This is a genomic window from Streptomyces sp. NPDC052721 (assembly GCF_040678315.1).
In the GTDB taxonomy this organism is placed as follows: domain Bacteria; phylum Actinomycetota; class Actinomycetes; order Streptomycetales; family Streptomycetaceae; genus Streptomyces.
In genome coordinates this window covers 110,896-126,820 of record NZ_JBFATL010000027.1, presented here as the reverse complement: position 1 = coordinate 126,820, position 15,925 = coordinate 110,896, and the positions used below count along the sequence as shown (strand labels likewise).

The 15,925-nt window shown below is 75.4% G+C and carries 12 protein-coding genes and 1 pseudogene; 8 read left to right on the top strand and 5 right to left on the bottom strand.

Annotated features, from left to right (window positions below; genetic code table 11):
- Positions 1 to 89 precede the first annotated feature (89 nt).
- Positions 90 to 671, bottom strand: coding sequence for a MarR family transcriptional regulator (locus AB0L21_RS24840; protein ID WP_365711100.1), 582 nt, complete (start codon positions 669 to 671; stop codon positions 90 to 92).
- Positions 668 to 2,380, bottom strand: coding sequence for an FUSC family protein (locus AB0L21_RS24835; protein ID WP_365786443.1), 1,713 nt, complete (start codon positions 2,378 to 2,380; stop codon positions 668 to 670). The genes AB0L21_RS24840 and AB0L21_RS24835 overlap by 4 nt, the downstream gene beginning before the upstream one ends.
- Before the next feature lie 161 nt (positions 2,381 to 2,541).
- Between AB0L21_RS24835 and AB0L21_RS24830 the strand changes: the two genes are divergently transcribed.
- From AB0L21_RS24830 to AB0L21_RS24810, 5 genes and pseudogenes are all read left to right on the top strand, one after another.
- On the top strand, positions 2,542 to 3,093 hold the full coding sequence (locus AB0L21_RS24830) for a DUF5134 domain-containing protein (RefSeq protein WP_365711104.1): 552 nt from the start codon (positions 2,542 to 2,544) through the stop codon (positions 3,091 to 3,093).
- A 77-nt stretch (positions 3,094 to 3,170) separates the two neighbouring features.
- Positions 3,171 to 3,373 (top strand): annotated as a pseudogene (locus tag AB0L21_RS24825) (M56 family peptidase); the annotation flags it as partial.
- A gap of 104 nt (positions 3,374 to 3,477) precedes the next feature.
- A complete protein-coding gene (locus tag AB0L21_RS24820; RefSeq protein ID WP_365786441.1) occupies positions 3,478 to 4,191 on the top strand; it encodes a phosphatase PAP2 family protein in 714 nt (237 codons plus the stop codon).
- Positions 4,192 to 4,201: 10 nt separating this feature from the next.
- On the top strand, positions 4,202 to 4,891 hold the full coding sequence (locus tag AB0L21_RS24815; RefSeq protein WP_365711108.1) for an HAD-IA family hydrolase: 690 nt from the start codon (positions 4,202 to 4,204) through the stop codon (positions 4,889 to 4,891).
- Between the two features lie 154 nt (positions 4,892 to 5,045).
- Positions 5,046 to 5,714, top strand: coding sequence for a helix-turn-helix domain-containing protein (locus AB0L21_RS24810; RefSeq protein WP_365786439.1), 669 nt, complete (start codon positions 5,046 to 5,048; stop codon positions 5,712 to 5,714).
- Positions 5,715 to 5,732: 18 nt separating this feature from the next.
- Here AB0L21_RS24810 and AB0L21_RS24805 read toward each other — a convergent pair whose 3' ends face one another.
- Positions 5,733 to 6,272 (bottom strand): DUF6214 family protein, encoded by a 540-nt coding sequence (locus AB0L21_RS24805; RefSeq protein WP_365711112.1) that lies wholly within the window; start codon positions 6,270 to 6,272, stop codon positions 5,733 to 5,735.
- 198 nt (positions 6,273 to 6,470) lie between these two features.
- On the opposite strand from AB0L21_RS24805, the gene AB0L21_RS24800 reads away from it, so the two are divergent.
- Positions 6,471 to 7,811, top strand: a complete 1,341-nt coding sequence (locus AB0L21_RS24800) for an FAD-dependent oxidoreductase (protein WP_365711114.1) — start codon at positions 6,471 to 6,473, stop codon at positions 7,809 to 7,811.
- Between the two features lie 125 nt (positions 7,812 to 7,936).
- Positions 7,937 to 9,328: a nucleobase:cation symporter-2 family protein gene (locus tag AB0L21_RS24795; RefSeq protein WP_365786437.1), complete on the top strand. Its 1,392-nt coding sequence runs from the start codon at positions 7,937 to 7,939 to the stop codon at positions 9,326 to 9,328.
- Here the strand turns inward: AB0L21_RS24795 and AB0L21_RS24790 are convergent.
- The gene (locus tag AB0L21_RS24790) at positions 9,245 to 9,601 is read right to left on the bottom strand and encodes a helix-turn-helix transcriptional regulator (RefSeq protein ID WP_365711118.1); all 357 of its coding nucleotides are present in this window, start codon (positions 9,599 to 9,601) and stop codon (positions 9,245 to 9,247) included. The two genes, AB0L21_RS24795 and AB0L21_RS24790, sit on opposite strands and share 84 nt — an antisense overlap.
- A 131-nt stretch (positions 9,602 to 9,732) precedes the next feature.
- On the opposite strand from AB0L21_RS24790, the gene AB0L21_RS24785 reads away from it, so the two are divergent.
- Positions 9,733 to 10,812, top strand: a complete 1,080-nt coding sequence (locus AB0L21_RS24785; RefSeq protein ID WP_365786435.1) for an NADH:flavin oxidoreductase/NADH oxidase — start codon at positions 9,733 to 9,735, stop codon at positions 10,810 to 10,812.
- Positions 10,813 to 11,634: 822 nt separating this feature from the next.
- On the opposite strand, the gene AB0L21_RS24780 is transcribed toward AB0L21_RS24785, so the two are convergent.
- Positions 11,635 to 15,924, bottom strand: coding sequence for a cation-translocating P-type ATPase (locus AB0L21_RS24780; RefSeq protein WP_365786433.1), 4,290 nt, complete (start codon positions 15,922 to 15,924; stop codon positions 11,635 to 11,637).
- Between the last annotated feature and the right edge of the window lies 1 nt (position 15,925).

Genomic DNA, 15,925 nt, shown 5'->3' with positions numbered 1-15,925 from the left:
CGAGGGCCGGGGCCCGGCACGCCGAGAGCACGCACCTGACGCCGCGCGGCCCGCCCTCCGGGCGGACGACGGGAGTTTGACGACAGGACCTAGGACAGGAGGCCGCTCATCCGCCCCTCCAGTCGGCTGAGCAGATCGGCGAGGAGGCCCGCCAGTTCGCCCTGGCCTGCGGGGTCGAGGACGGACAGTACGGCCGTCTCGTAGGCGAGTTGCTCGGGGAGGATGCCGTCGACCAGGTCGCGGCCGGTGTCGGTGAGGCGGAGGTGGGCCACGCGGCGGTCTCGGGTGTCGCCGCGCCGTTCGACCAGGCCGCGCTCGGTCAGCTGCTTGATCCGCTTGGTGACGGCGGCCCCGGAGGAGAAGGTCTCCCGGGCCAGCTCGCCCGGGGTCAGCTCGTGGCCGGTGCGGCGGAGCGCGCCGAGCAGGTCGAACTCGGCGCGGCTCAGGCCGGCGCGGCGCAGCGGGGCGTCCTCGGCCTGCTGGAGCAGGGCGGCGCACCGGTTGATCCGGCCGATGATCTCCATGGGCCCGGTGTCCAGCTCGGGGTGGACGGCCCGCCACTGGCGGACGACGGCGGAGACGGTGTCGCCGCGTGCGGGGTCGGTGCCGGCCCGGGGCCGGGCACCGGTCGCGTCGCTTCCGGGCGTCGGTCCGCCGTTCGTCGCCGTCATGGCCGTATGTCCTCCGTCGTCCTGCCCGGGTCCTGGACCCGGTCCCGGTCCTGGTCACGGCCCGGGGCCTGGTGGCTGTCCGGGTCCTGCGGTGCGAGGCCCTGACGCCGTACCGTCGCCGCGAGCGTACGGTGTCCGGCCTGCTCGGTGAGCACGACCCGGTCCTCGGGCAGGGCGCGCTGCCACCACTCGCCGGCGGCGGCGTCGGCCGTGGTGCGCAGATCGACCAGGGCGGCGGCGAGGCTACGCCGGGCGGACTCCAGCGCGCGGGGCTCCGGCTGTGGCTCGGCGAGCAGGCGGGCGGCGTGCTCGCGTGCCCCCTCCGCCGCGCTCAGCGCGCGCTCCAGGCGGTCTCCGGCGCGCCGGTTGGTGACGGCGACGGCGGCGACGAAGCCGACCAGGGCGCCGACGAGGGTGTCCACGATCCGGTCGGTGATCAGCTCGGCCGGGTTCTGGGTGCGGGCGAACTCGGTGATGAGCAGGGCCATCGGGGTGACGCAGACGCTGCCCAGCCAGTAGTTGCGGCCGATCAGCGCCTCGGCGCCGAAGTTGAGGGCGAGGCAGCACAGGACCAGGGCGGCGGGGTGCAGAGGGGCGAGCGGGGCGAGCGCGGCGAAGACGAGGACACCGACGAGGTTGCCGACGACCCGCTGGACGCCCCGGCTCCAGGTGAGGGTGACGTTGGCCTGGTAGAGCGAGGCCGCGGTGACGAGCGCCCAGTAGGGGCGGCCGACGCCGAGGGCGAGAGCGGCGTATCCGGCGAGAGCGCAGCCGAGCGCGGTGCGGACGGCGAGCGGGGCGAGGGGCGCCAGGCGGTGCCATGGCGAGCGGGGCGGCACGGCCTGTTCGGCGGCCAGGCCGAGGAGTTCGTCGGCGGACTCGCGCGGCGCCTCCACCCGCAGGACGCGGCCGGTGCCGCGCAGGGCGCGGGCCCAGGCGCGCAGCCGTGCGGGGTCGGTGTCGGCGGGCGCGGCCAGGGCGACCTCGGCGCGGACGAGGAGCTGTTCGAGGGCGCGCCGGGTGCGGTCGGGGCGGGCGCCGGCGGCGAGCAGCGACTGCCAGGCGGCGTGGATCGCGGCGGCGGTCGCGGCGCGGGCCCGGGCGTGACCGTCGGCGGTGCCGCGCGTGTCGGCGTACGCGGCGGCGGCGTTCAGGGCCTGGGCGGTGGCGCGGCGCTCGGGGCCGTGCGGGCGGAGCAGCCCGGGGGCCATGCCGACCAGCCAGGCCCAGGCGCCGGTGGCCAGGGCCAGCCCGACGTGCCCGGGGACCTGGCCGGGGGTCTGGGGTGCGAACAGCGAGGCGGAGCTGATGAAGGTGAGGACCACGTTGCCGGGCGGTCCGGTCCGGGTGGCGTCGCACACGGTCTTCTGGACCGCCGCGAGGACGGCGCCGACGGTGACAAGGACGACGGCGTTCGTGGTGAGCGCGGCGGCGAGCAGGGAGACGGCGAGGCCGCCGACCATGCCGAGCACGACCCAGGCCAGGGCGCGGGCCCGGGCGGCGTAGGGCCGGTTGTGGCCGTAGAGCGCGCACAGGGAGCCGGCCATCGTGTACATCGCGAGGTCGAGGCGGCCGAGCGCGAGCAGCGTGAGGTTGGGCGGGGCGACCGCGGCCACCACGCTCAGCGCGGGCTTGAACCAGATGTCGGAGGGGCGCCCGAGACGGAGGGTTACGGCGAGGGGAAGACGGTGGGGGGTCGCACTGCTCATCCCATCAATTTAGCATGTGTTTTACTCGTAAAATAGTGGGCGCAGGGCCTGGTCACGACCGTGCTCCCGCGCATGCTCCCGGTGTACACCCTTGCGCTCGCGTGCGCTCCGCCGGTGGCGGGCATCCCACCCTCGACCGACCGTCGAGCGTGGAGGTGCGCGTGCACGGACCGGTGTCGATCGCCTGGCTGCTGGTCGCGCTGTGCGCGCTGACCGGGGCCTACTGCCTGCTGCGGATGCGCAGCGGCGTCGAGGAGCAGCGCCGGGCCGCGGGCGGCGAGGCGCTGATGGGCTTCGGCATGGCCGCGATGGCCGTCCCGGCGGCGGTGTTCACGCCGCCGGGATGGGCGTGGCCGGTGTACGCGGCCGTGTTCGGCGCGGCGGCCCTGCGCGCGCTGTGGGCGGCGCGCGGCGCCCCGCACCATCTGCACCATCTGGTGGGCAGCGCCGCGATGGTCTACATGGCGGTGGCGATGGCGGAGTCTCCGCCCGCAGCCCACCACGGGCACGGCGGCACCGGCGTGCCGCTGCTGACCGGCGCGCTACTGCTGTACTTCACGGGGTACGTGCTGCTCTCCGGCGCCCGGCTGGTGCCCGCCCACGCTCCGGCGGGCGGGACGGGCCCGGCCCGCTGGGGCGACCGCCCCGAGCTGGCCCGGGCCTGCCGGCTGTCGATGGGGATCGGGATGGTGGCGATGCTGCTGGCGATGTGACGGTGGGGCCGCGCAAGGCGTAGGCCCTCGCGTCACCGTCCGGAACGCGCGCACCCTCGTCCCACCATCCGAACCCGACGGCCCTCGCCCTGGTCGAACTCGACGAGAAGCGGGGTGTGCGGGCCCTGTCCGACTCTGCAAGCGCAATCTGCCGGACCGCGTGCGGCGGCTGCTGACGGCACCGGTCCGGCTGCCGGCCCGGCGCGAACCGCGCCTGACGGAGACCGCCGCGCTGGTGCCGGTGCTGGTGACGCTGGTGTCCGGGCTGCGGGCGCTGGGCCACTGCCGCCCGCCTGACGGATCCCGCCCCGATGGAGACGTGCCACGGCGCCGCTGCCCCACCGGGACTTGGCCACGGCCCCTCGCTTCCACAAGGATCGCGGCATGCACCATCGCCGCTCCGCTCCCCCGTCGCCCCCCGCCCCCGAGCCACCGAGGACGCTCCGCAGGGCCGCACGCGTGGCCGGCGCTCTCGGCGCCTGCTTCCTGGTGTTGCTGGTCCTCGTCGCCCTGCGCTGGCACCCCCTGATCACCGTGGACGGCGACCTCTCCCGCACCACCCACCGCTGGGCGGTCCGCGACCACGAGCTGACGCATGTCTTCCGGGTGCTGACGGACTGGGTGTGGGACCCGACCACCATGCGGCTGGTCTGCGCGGCGGCGGCGGTGTGGCTCGTCTGGCGGCGCGCGGCCTGGTGGACGGCGCTGTGGCTGGGGATCACCTGCGCGGTGGCCACGATCGTGCAGCAGTCCGTGAAGGCCCTCGTCGGCCGGCCCCGCCCGGTCTGGCCGAACCCGGTCGACTCCGCGCACTACGCGGCCTTCCCGTCCGGTCACGCGATGACCGCCACCGTCGTCTGCGGCCTGTTGCTGTGGCTGCTGCACCGCCACGGCCCACGCCCCGCCCTGTGGCGTACGGCGGTGACCGCGGCGCTGATCTCGGTGGTGGGCGTGGGCGTCACCCGGGTGTGGCTGGGTGTCCACTGGCCCTCGGACGTGCTCGGCGGGTGGCTGGCCGGTGCGGCGCTGGTCGCGGTGGCGGTGGCGGTCCACGAGTGGCCGCGCAACGACCGGACGCGGCCACCGGTGGACCAGTAGAGTCCGGCGCATGACCGCCGTGCTGTTCGACTTCTCCGGGACCCTGTTCCGCGCCGAGCCCGCCGAGTCGTGGCTGCGTGCGGTGCTGAACGAGACCGGTCACTGTGTGTCCGAGGCCGAACTGACCAGCACCGCCCGGGCCTTGGAGGCGGCGGGCGCGCTGCCGGGCGGCGCGGAGCCGGTGGAGCTGCCGGCGGACCTCGCGGAGCTCTGGGCGGTGCGGGACGAGAGCGCGGAACTGCACCGGGCCGCCTACACAGGTCTGTCCCGCCGGGTGCCGCTGCCGGATCCCGGGCTGCACGACGCCCTGTACGAACGGCACATGTCCCCCGCCGCCTGGACCCCGTACCCCGACGCCGAGAAGGTGCTGCGCACCCTGCGCGAGCGCGGGACCGGCGTCGGCGTGGTCAGCAACATCGGCTGGGATCTGCGCCCGGTCTTCCGGGAGCACGGGCTCGACGCCTATGTGGACGCGTACGTGCTGTCGTACGAGCACGGGGTGCAGAAGCCGGACCCGCGGCTGTTCGCGGTCGCCTGCGAGGCGCTCGGCGCCGATCCGCGGCGGGTGCTGATGGTGGGCGACAACCGGGCGGCGGACGGCGGCGCCGGCGCGCTCGGCTGCCGGGTGTACTTCGTCGACCACCTGCCGGCGCCCCAACGCCCGGACGCGCTGCTGCCGGTACTGGATCTCGTGGGCTGAGCGCCCACGCGAGCGGGCGCGCCGCACCGTCCGTCTGAGACGATCCCCCGCGTCGCCCCAGACGGACGGCTGTTCCGGGCGGTCCCCCGGCATAGGGGTGCCCCGCTGCGTTGAGTATAGTTGGCTGGCAGCCAGTCAACGCAGGAGTTACAGAATGTCCCCGCGCAGCGCCTCGGTCAATGAAGAATTGCGGCGGCGTTCCCGGGAACGGCTGCTGCAGGCCGCCGTGGAGCTGGTCGGCGAGCGCGGGTTCGAGGCCACGACGCTGGGCGACATCGCGGACCGGGCCGGTTCGGCACGCGGCCTGGTCTCGTACTACTTCCCCGGCAAACGCCAGCTGGTGCAGTCCGCCGTGCACCGGCTGATGCACCGCACGCTGGAGGAGGCGCTGGAGCGGGAGCCGCGCACCGAGGACGGCCGGGAGCGGCTGGCCCGGGCCATCGACGCGATCCTCGGCCTGGCCCGGGACCGGCCCGTGCTGATGCGCCAGCACATGGCGGGCCTGCTCCAGGCCGAGGGCTTCGTGCAGTGCCCCGAGCAGCGCCGGCTGGCGGAACTGCTCAGCGACACCGTCGCCCGGTACGGTGCGCAGAACGTCTCGGCCGACTACCCGATGCTGCGCGCCCTGTTGATGGGCGCGGTGTTCGCGGCGCTGGTGCCGGGGGTGCCGATGCCCGTTCCGGTGCTGCGGGCGGAGCTGTTCCAGCGGTACGGGCTCGACTGGGAGATGGGGGTGCCCCCGGAGAGCGATGGGGAGGCGGGGGCGGTCCAAGAGGACCTGTCCCGGTTCTTCGCCACGGGGGAGCGGCCGGGCACCCCCTGACCGGGGCCGGCCGATCGGTCAGCGCCGGGCGTGACGGGGTGCGAGCAGGCCCGCGTCCCGGGCCTGGGCGATCAGCCGGAGGGCGCGCCGGCGACCGCGTCCGGTCGCGTTCATCACGGCCAGCACCGGGTCGGCGCCCTCGTCCTGCGCCGCGCGGTACTGCCGCGCGACGAGCCGGCGGCCCTCGATGCCACGCGGCCAGGGGGGCCGGGCACGGCGGGTGACGGGGTCGCCGACGTCCGGCGGGGGTCCCTCGGTCTGCGGGCACCCGGCGTCCGGGGGCGCGTCTTCATCCGTCTCGGGAGTGCCCACGCCGCACGGCACGTCCGCATCGGCACCCACACCGCACGCCTCGGACAGCGGCCCCTCGATCCAGTCGGCGAGCGCCGACAGGTCGGCGAGGGACAGGGCCGGCTCGGCCTGGACGTCCTCGATGGAGACACGCCCCGCGCTCACCACGGCCAGGGCGTCGACCCGGGCCCCGTCGGGGAAGACCAGCCGGACCTGGAACCAGGAGGTGACGCCACCGTGCTCCCGCACCTGCCACGCGGGCCACACGGAGACCGCGCCATCCTCCGCGTTCCGATCACGAAGACCAAGAAAGGATGCTTCTGGCACACACGCAACGTAACGCCGCGACCACACCCGTACGTATGGACACGCATCCGGGTCACCCCACCGGCCCCTGCCGTCCGTGGCCCCGCGGTGCCATGCTGGAGCCGTCCGCACACCCTCCTTCGGGCGAGGAGTACCGCTGTGCTGCGTGTCGCCGTCGTCGGTTCCGGGCCGAGTGGGTGTTACACCGCCCAGAGCCTCGTTCAACGTGATCCCGAGGTCCGGGTGGACGTCCTGGACCGGCTGCCGTGCCCGTACGGCCTGGTCCGCTACGGCGTCGCCCCGGACCACGAGAAGATCAAGTCCCTCCAGGGCAGCCTGCGGACGGTACTGGAGCACGAGCGGGTGCGCTTCCTCGGCGGGGTCCGGGTGGGCGGCCCCGGCGGGCTGCCGGTGGAGCGGCTCAGGAGGCTCTACCACGCGGTGGTGTACTGCGTGGGCGCGGCCACCGACCGCCATCTGGGGATCCCCGGCGAGGATCTGCCGGGCAGCTGGTCGGCGACCGAGTTCGTGTCCTGGTACAGCGCGCATCCGGACGCGGCCGACGCGGGCTTCCTGCGCGGGGTTCGCTCGGCGGTCGTCATCGGGGTGGGCAACGTCGCGGTGGACGTCACCCGGATGCTGGTCCGGGGTGCGGCGGAGCTGCGGCCCACGGACATCCCGCAGGCCGCGCTGGACACGCTGGCGGCGAGCGGGCTCACCGAGGTGCAGATGGTGGGCCGGCGCGGCCCCGCACAGGCCCGTTTCACCACCAAGGAGCTGCGCGAGCTGGGCGCGCTGCCAGACACCGACGTGATCGTGGACAAGGCCGAACTGGCGCTCGACCCGGTCGATCCCGGCGCGCTGCCGGCGGGGCCGCGCCGCAATGTGGAGGTGCTGCGCGACTGGGCGGCACGGCCTCCCGCGGTGGCCGCCGCGCGGCGGATCCGGCTGCGGTTCTTCCTGCGGCCGGTGGAACTGCTCGCGGACGGCGGCCGGGTGGGTGCCGTGCGCTTCGAACGGACGGCGCCGGACGGCACGGGCGGCGTGACCGGCACGGGCCGGTACGAGGACCTGCCCGCCCAGTTGGTGCTGCGCTCGGTGGGCTATCGCGGAGTGCCGCTGGAAGGCCTGCCGTTCGACCCGGCGAGCGGCACGGTCCCGCACCAGGAGGGCCGGGTGCTGCGCGACGGCGTGCCCTCCCCCGGCGAGTACGTCGCCGGGTGGATCAAGCGCGGTCCGACCGGGGTCATCGGCACCAACCGGCCCTGCGCCAAGGAGACGGTGACCTCCCTGCTCGCGGACGCTCCCGCACTCGGCCGCGCGGACGTGCCGGAGGAGCCGGCCCTGGCCCTGCGGGCGGCGGGCGTCGAGCCCGTGCCCTGGGACGGCTGGCTGGCGATCGAGCGCGCCGAGGCCGCACTGGGGGCGCGGCTGGGGCGCGGCGTGGTCAAACTCTCCGACTGGGACGCGCTGCTCGGGGCGGCGCGGGTGCTGTCGTAGCGCGGCTGTCCCAGGGCGGGCAGGACACACACCGGCAACAGGCCGGAAATCAACAAACTGTTCAAGGCGCCTACGGTCTCGTTCTGTCCGGATACCACTCCCCACCCGCCGCTGATGGAGTTCCCATGGCCACGACCGCAGACGTGCACCCCGTCGACGAGATACCCCCGGTACGACAGCTGGCCGCCTTCGGGCTGCAGCACGTGCTCGCGATGTATGCGGGCGCCGTCGCCGTGCCGTTGATCGTGGGCGGCGCGCTGAAGCTGTCGCCCGCCGACCTGGCGTATCTGATCACCGCCGACCTGCTGGTGTGCGGCATCGCCACGCTGATCCAGTGCGTCGGCTTCTGGCGGTTCGGGGTCCGGCTGCCGATCATGCAGGGGTGCACGTTCGCCGCCGTGTCACCGATGGTGCTCATCGGGACGACGCAGGGCGGGCTGCCCGCGATCTACGGCTCGGTGATCGTCGCCGGGCTGGCCATCATGCTGCTCGCGCCGCTCTTCGGCCGGCTGCTGCGCTTCTTCCCGCCGCTGGTCACCGGCACGGTGATCCTGATCATCGGGGTCTCGCTGCTGCCGGTCGCGGGCAACTGGGCGGCGGGCGGCGCCGGGGCGAAGGACTTCGGGGAGCCGAAGAACCTGGCGCTGGCGGGTTTCGTGCTGGCCGTGGTGCTCGGCGTGCAGCGGTTCGCGCCCTCCTTCCTCTCCCGGATCGCCGTGCTCCTCGGCATCGCGGTCGGTCTGGCGGTCGCCGTGCCGTTCGGGTTCACCGACTTCAGCGGGGTCGGGGACGCCGACTGGGTGGGCGTCAGCACGCCGTTCCACTTCGGGGCGCCGGAGTTCCGCGCGTCCGCGATCGTGTCGATGCTGGTCGTCGCTCTGGTGACCATGACCGAGACGACGGGTGACCTGATCGCCGTCGGCGAGCTGACCGGGCGGAAGGTCGAGCCGCGCCCCCTCGCCGACGGGCTGCGCGCGGACGGCCTGTCAACCGTGCTGGGCGGGGTGTTCAACACCTTCCCGTACACGGCGTACGCGCAGAACGTGGGCCTGGTCGGCATGACCCGGGTGCGCAGCCGCTGGGTGGTGGCGGCGGCCGGCGGGATCCTGGTGCTGCTCGGCCTGCTGCCCAAGCTGGGCGCGGTGGTCGCGGCGATCCCGGCACCGGTGCTCGGCGGGGCCGGCCTGGTGATGTTCGGGACGGTCGCGGCGAGCGGGCTGCGCACGCTGGCCCGGGTCGACTTCAGGGGCAACCACAACCTGACCGTGGTGGCCGTCTCGGTGGCGATCGGCATGCTGCCGGTGGGCGTGCCCACGGTGTACGCGAAGTTCCCGGACTGGTTCCAGACGGTGATGAACAGCGGGATCAGCGCGGGCTGCCTGTCCGCGATCGTGCTGAACCTGCTCTTCAACCACCTTCCGGCGAAGGGTGGTTCAGCCGTCGGCGCCGAGTCGGCCGGCCTGCCGGTCGGCGGCGGTGAGGAGGCTGTCGAGCAGCCCCGGGAAGAGGCCGTCTAGATCGTCCCGGCGCAGGCCGTTCATCTTGGCCGTGCCCCGGTAGACCTGCCGGATCACCCCGCTCTCCCGCAGCACCCGGAAGTGGTGCGTGCTGGTGGACTTGGTGACCGGCAGGTCGAAGTGCGAACAGGTCAGCTCTGCCTCTTGGGCGGCGAGTTCACGCACGATCTGGAGCCGCATGGGGTCGGAGAGCGCGTGCAGCACGGACTCCAGCCGGATCTGCTCCCGTGGCGGATGCGGCAGCGCACGGCCGGCGGTGGCGGTGTCGGTCACGGCGACTGCCCCTTCCTGAAACAAGAAACCCGATGTCTGCATTGTAAGAGAGCCATCGTAGTTTGACATCCATCGTAGTACGAGGAGTACCGTACGAACCGAACAGCGGTCCGTGACGAATGGAGTCCGTCGTGAGTGCGCTCTTCGAGCCCATCACCCTGCGCGAAGTGACCATCCCGAACCGGGTGTGGATGCCCCCGATGTGCCAGTACTCGGCCGACCCGGAGGGCCCGCTCACTGGTGCCCCGCAGGACTGGCACTTCGCGCACTACGCGGCGCGGGCCGTCGGCGGCACCGGCCTGATCGTGGTGGAGGCCACCGCGGTCTCACCCGAGGGCCGGATCTCCCCGTACGACCTCGGGCTGTGGAACGACACCCAGGTGGAGGCCTTCCGCCGGATCACCCGCTTCCTCACCGCGCAGGGCACCGTGCCGGCGGTCCAGCTCGGCCACAGTGGCCGCAAGGCGTCCACCGACCGGCCGTGGAAGGGCGGCGCGCCCGTCGGGCCTGAGGCGCACGGCTGGCAGTCGGTCGCCCCGAGCGCGCTGCCGTTCGACGAACGCCACCCGGTTCCGACGGAGTTGACGACGGATCGGATCGCTGAGATCGTCGGGGAGTTCGCCGCCGCCGCGCGCCGTGCGCTCGCCGCGGGGTTCCAGGCCGTCGAGATCCACGGTGCCCACGGGTATCTGATCAACGAGTTCCTCTCCCCGCACTCCAACCACCGCACGGACGCCTACGGCGGCTCGTACGAGAACCGCACCCGGTTCGCCCTGGAGGTCGTGGACGCCGTCCGGGAGGTGTGGCCCTCGGACAAGCCGGTGTTCTTCCGCGTCTCGGCCACCGACTGGCTCCAGGACGGCGGCTGGACCCCCGAGGACACGGTCCGCTTCGCCGGCGACCTGCACGCCCACGGTGTCGACCTGCTCGACGTCTCCACCGGCGGGAACGCCTCCGGCGTCACCATCCCGACCGGACCGGGCTACCAGGTCCCGTTCGCGGCCCGGGTGAAGGCCGGGACCCCGATGCCGGTCGCCGCGGTGGGCCTGATCACCGAGCCCGAGCAGGCCGAGAAGATCGTGGCGAACGGCGAGGCGGACGTGGTCCTGCTCGGCCGGGAACTCCTGCGCAACCCGTCCTGGGCCCGCCAGGCGGCACGCGAACTGAACGCGCCGGTCCGGGTCCCCGACCAATACCACCGATCGGTCTGAAACCGGGCCCAGCCCCGGCCCCGGCGGCGGGCCGGTGCGGGCCTGGGGCTGGCCTGGCCTGGCCGGGCCCCAACCCCAGCCCCGGCGGCGGGCCGGTGCGGGCCTGGGGCTGGCCTGGCCTGGCCTGGCCTGGCCTGGCTGCGAACGGTCTGACTCGGACCCTGACTGCGGCCAATAGGGCCCGGCCCGTGCTGCGGTCGGTCGGGGACGGGCCCCTGACTGCGGGCGGTCCGGGACTGGCTCCGGGCTGCGGTCGGTCCAGGCCCGGCCCGTGCTGCGGTCGGCCGGGGACGGGCCCCCGACTGCGGGCGGTCCGGGACTCGCCCCGGGCTGCGGTCGGACTGGACTGGCCCCGGGCTGCGGTCGGGCCGAGCGGGCTCCCGCTGCGGGCGGACCGGGACAGGCCCCGGGCTGCGGTCGGTCCAGGCCCGGCCCCCGCTGCCATCGGCCGAGCACTGGCCCCCGGCTGCGGTCAGACTGAGCCGGGCCCCCAGGCTCCGGTCCGTTCAGGGCCCGGCCCCTGCTGCGGTCGGGCCGAGCGGGCTCCCGCTGCGGGCGGACCGGGACAGGCCCCGGGCTGCGGTCGGTCCAGGCCCGGCCCCCGCTGCGGTCGGCCGAGCACTGGCCCCCGGCTGCGGTCAGACTGAGCCGAGCCCCAGGCTGCGGGCGGACCGGGACAGGCCCCGGGCTGCGGTCGGTCCAGGCCGGACCACGCGGCCCTGCCCCGGCTCAGCCGCCGGGCGGCGCCCCCGGTCCCCCCGGCCGGCGTACCGCCCCGCGGGTCGTCCGCGCGGCGCGCCCCGCGGCGCGCCGCCCCGTCGGTCATCCCGGCAGCAGGCGCCCGATCGTTCGCTCCAGGTGGGGCAGTGTTCGCTGGCCCGCCAGGGCGAGGGCGATCGCGGCCACCACGCCCGCCCAGGCGACCGGGCCGAGCGGGGTGCAGCCGAAGGCGCGGCTGATGCCCGGGGTCTGGACCACCGCCACCAGGGCCAGCGCGGAGCCCAGCGAGGTGATCTGCACCAGGCGGCTGTCGCGCCGGTCGAGCAGGGTCTGCACGAGCTGGGTGCCGACCACCCCGCACAGCGCCATGGTGCTGGAGCGTCGGGCGGTGCCCGGCGTGAAGCGGCCGATCAGCCAGGCCGTGACCGCGCCCAGGCAGGTGGTCAGAGCCCGGTGCCGGATCTGCCGCAGCAGGGGGTCGCCCAGCACTCCGGCGGCCTCCTCCACATGCCCCAGGTCCGCCTCGCCCTCCTTCTCCGTCACCGCCACCGCCATCGACGGGAACAGGTCGGTGAAGAGGTTCACCATGAGCATCTGACGGGTCGACAGCGGGGCCCGACCGGACAGCAGCGTGCCGAGGATGCCGAACCCGACCTCGCCCGCGTTGCCGCCGATCAGGATGGCGATCGCGTCGGCCACGCTGTGCCACAGCGCGCGGCCCTCGCCGACCGCGTCGATCAGCACCGTCAGGTCGTCGTCGGTCAGCACGATGTCCGCGGCGTTGCGCGCGGCGGCCGACCCGCGCGCGTTGATGCCGACGCCGATGTCGGCCGCGCGGATGGCCGCGGCGTCGTTGGCGCCGTCGCCGACCATGCCGACCACCCGGCCCGCGTCCCGCAGGGCCTCCACGACCTGGAGCTTCTGCTCGGGCGCCACCCGGGCCACCACGCCCGCGTCGCGCAGCATCCGGGCCCGGGACGCGCGGTCGGCCGCGGCCAGCTCGTCACCGGTGACCACCACGGTGTCCTCCGGCCAGCCCAGGTCGGCGGCGATGGACCGCGCGGTCTGCGGATGGTCGCCGGTGAGCATGACCGGTCGTACGCCCGCCCCGTTCAGCCCGTTCACCAGCGCCGTGGACGTCTCGCGCGGTACGTCGGACAGCGCCAGCAGACCGATGAACCGCAGGTCGTGGAGCGGCTGTTCGAGGACGTCCGACTCCTGCTCCGCCGCGCCGAGCCGGCGTTCGGCCACCGCCAGGACCCGCAGTCCGGCCCCGGCCAGCGTCTGCGCGGACTCCGAGGCGTGCGCCGGCAGCCCGGTGCAGGCGGGCAGCACGGTCTCCGGGGCGCCCTTGACCACCAGGACGGCCGGGCCGTCCCCGCTCCGGCCGACGGCGGCGGCGTAGCCGCGCGCGGCCTCGAACGGCAGGTCGGCGAGCTGGATCCAGTCGGGGTCGGGCGGCGCCGCGGCCAGCACGGCCTCGTCGGTGGCGTGCACCGGCCGGTCGGTGCCGCCGTTCAGCTGTGGGCACGCCCGCGCGGCGGACCGGATCGTCTCCTCGGAGCCGGCGTCGTCCACCGCGCGGACCGTGCCCCCGGCGTCCGAGGTGCGCACCAGCCGGAGCCGGTTCTCGGTGAGCGTGCCGGTCTTGTCGAAGCAGATGGTGTCCATGCGGCCCAGCGCCTCCAGGGTGCGCGGGGTGCGCACCAGGACACCACCCCGGCTCAGCCGCCGGGCGGCCGCCAGTTGCGCGACCGTCGCCACCAGCGGCAGCCCTTCCGGTACGGCCGCCACGGCTACCGCCACTCCGCCGCTGACCGCCTCGCGGATCGGGGTGCCGCGCAGCAGCGCCAGCCCCGTCACCGCGGCGCCGCCCGCCAGGGTCAGCGGCAGGGCCTTGCGGGTGAGTTCCTGGAGCCTGGCCTGGACGCCGGCGGCCGGGGGCGTACGGGCGGCGAGGTGGACGGCACGGGCGGCCTCGGTGCGGTCGCCGGTGTCGACCACGACGGCCCGGGCCTCGCCCGCCACCACGGTCGTGCCCTCGAAGAGCATGCACCGCCGGTCGGCCACCGGGGCGTGCGGGGTGGGGTCCGTCTGCTTCTCCACCGGCAGCGACTCGCCGGTCAGGGCGGACTCGTCCACCTCCAGGCCCTCCTGCCACAGCAGCCGCGCGTCGGCGGGGACCACGTCGTCCGTCTTGAGCTGGATCACGTCGCCCGGCCGGAGCTTGCCCGCCTCCACGGTGCGGGTGCCGCCGACCGGGGCATCGGTCTCCGGCGGTACCAGGCGCGCCTTCTGCTTCTGCTCCGCGACCAGCCCGGACAACGCCCGCTCGGCCCGCAGCCGCTGGATGCCGCCGACCAGGGCGTTCAGGTCGAGGGCGCCGACGACGAGCAGCGCGTCCACGACGGAGCCGAGGATCGCCGACGCGGCCGAACCGACGGCCAGGACCGGGGTGAGCGGGTCCTGGAGTTCCCCGCGGACGGCACGGCCGAGCCGGTAGGACCAGCGGGCGGGCGCGGCGACCGGGTGCCGGCCGACGCCCTCGGCCGCCTTGCGCATCCGGGCGGTGAGCGCGTCGAACGGGCCGGTGTCGGCGGCCGGTTCGTGGGCCAGCCGGTCCCGGGCCTGGTCCGGGTCCAGCTCGTGCCAGTGCACCCGGGGGCGCGGGTGCGGGGCGCGGGCCACCGCCACGCCCAGTGCGGACCGTATCCCGGACAGCAGGGCCGTAGCGGCGCCGGCGTCGACGGGTGCGTGCCGGAGCCCCGGCAGTACGGACCGGCGGCCTCGTCCGCCGCCGGACTCGCCGACGGCGACGAGCAGCCCGGACAGCGCGGCGCCGGAACGGGCCAGGGTCTGGGCCCGGTGGCCGACCCGGCGGGCGGCCGGGATGGCGGTCAGCACCCGCCACACGTCGGGCAGGCCGTGCAGGGCGAGGATGTCCGCGCCCCAGACGACCGCTCCTTTGCGGTCGGTCAGGGCGACCGCGACATCGGCGGCCCGCAGGGCGCCGAGGACGTCGTGCTCGTCGGCCGCGCGGACCCGGGCGACCACCAGGACGGCGCCCTCGTCGGCACGCGCCTCGTACACGACGTCGTCCAGCGGCCGGCGGGCGTCGACGACCTGGTCGGCGAGGCCGGTGAAGTCCTCCAGGGCCGGATCGTCCACGAGGACGACCCGGAGCCCGGCCCGGCGGGCCGCGTCCAGCACCGGTTCCGCCCACGGGTCGGCCTCGCCGTCCTCGGTGCGCAGCGCGCTCGGGTGCAGGACGACCGTGCCGGCCATCTCCAGCTCGCGCAGCCGCTCCGGATCGCGGACCAGCACGCCGGTGCGGGCCAGGGCGGCGCTGAGCACGGCGTGGAAGGCGGCGGGACCGTAGCGGGCGGCCTTCGGGGAGCCGGCCAGTACCGCTTCCGCCGCCTCGGCGCCGTCGTGCTTGACCAGGAAGGTGGCCGCCGCGCCCAGGAGGCTGCCGGCGGAGGCGTGGGCCGCGTACTCCTGGGCCGGGGAGACGCGCAGCGGAGGGCGCGGCGGGCCCTGCGCGGCGAGGCTGAGCCGGCCGGGGGCGCACAGCTGGTCGTGCACGGCGTCGAAGGCGGCCGAGCGGGCCACCGTCTCGGCCACCTGGCAGGCCCGCAGGGCCCCGTCGAGTACCAGGGAGGTGGGGGTCTGCCCGGCGCCGTGCACGGCGGCGTTCGCGCAGGCCAGCAGGAAATCCATCCGGGTGTCGCCGAGCCGGGCGCGCAGCCAGGCGCGGAACCGCGGGTTCTCCCGCAGCAGGGTCACGGCCGCGGTCACCATCCGGGGGGAGGGCGGCAGCCGCAGCGCGTACGCGGTCAGGGCCACGGCGATCCCGGCGCCGTCGGCGGCGAGCGTGGCCGCCGCGGCACGCACCCCGGCCGGGTCGGCCGGATGCGTGGTCTCTTCCACGTCTCCGCCCGCCAGGACGAGCCCGTGCCGCTCGGCGAGGCCGGCCGCGTGGTCCAGGACCCGGTCGGCGGCCTCCTCTCCGGTCGCGGTCACCACCAGGCGGGCGAGCCCTTGGTCCCAGTAGGCGACGAGTACGTCGGGGTGGTCCGCCAGCGCCTCGGCCACCCGGCGCGCCAGGTGGGCCGTGCCGCCCGCGCGCCGGGCGTGCTCCGGTTCCAGGGGCCGGACCGCCAGGTGGGCGCGAGCGCCGGACCGCCAGTGGTCACCGGAGCCGGGCAGCGCGTTGCGCGCCACCCGCCCCACACGCGCGGCGGCGTCCAAGCCGCGCACGCCGGCGCGCGCGGTTCCGGCGGCGGCACCGGCGGCCAGTCCGACCGCCGGTGCCGCCGCCCGCGCGAGCAGGCGTGGCGCCGCCGGCAGCAGGCGGGCGGCGGACGACGGCGCTGTCAGCAGACCGAGCACA

Bases quoted from the DNA above. Each gene is read 5' to 3' on its own strand.
- AB0L21_RS24840 (WP_365711100.1), bottom strand. From the start codon at position 671: ATGACGGCGACGAACGGCGGACCGACGCCCGGAAGCGACGCGACCGGT.
- AB0L21_RS24835 (WP_365786443.1), bottom strand. From the start codon at position 2,380: ATGAGCAGTGCGACCCCCCACCGTCTTCCCCTCGCCGTAACCCTCCGT.
- AB0L21_RS24820 (WP_365786441.1), top strand. From the start codon at position 3,478: ATGCACCATCGCCGCTCCGCTCCCCCGTCGCCCCCCGCCCCCGAGCCA.
- AB0L21_RS24815 (WP_365711108.1), top strand. From the start codon at position 4,202: ATGACCGCCGTGCTGTTCGACTTCTCCGGGACCCTGTTCCGCGCCGAG.
- AB0L21_RS24810 (WP_365786439.1), top strand. From the start codon at position 5,046: ATGTCCCCGCGCAGCGCCTCGGTCAATGAAGAATTGCGGCGGCGTTCC.
- AB0L21_RS24795 (WP_365786437.1), top strand. From the start codon at position 7,937: ATGGCCACGACCGCAGACGTGCACCCCGTCGACGAGATACCCCCGGTA.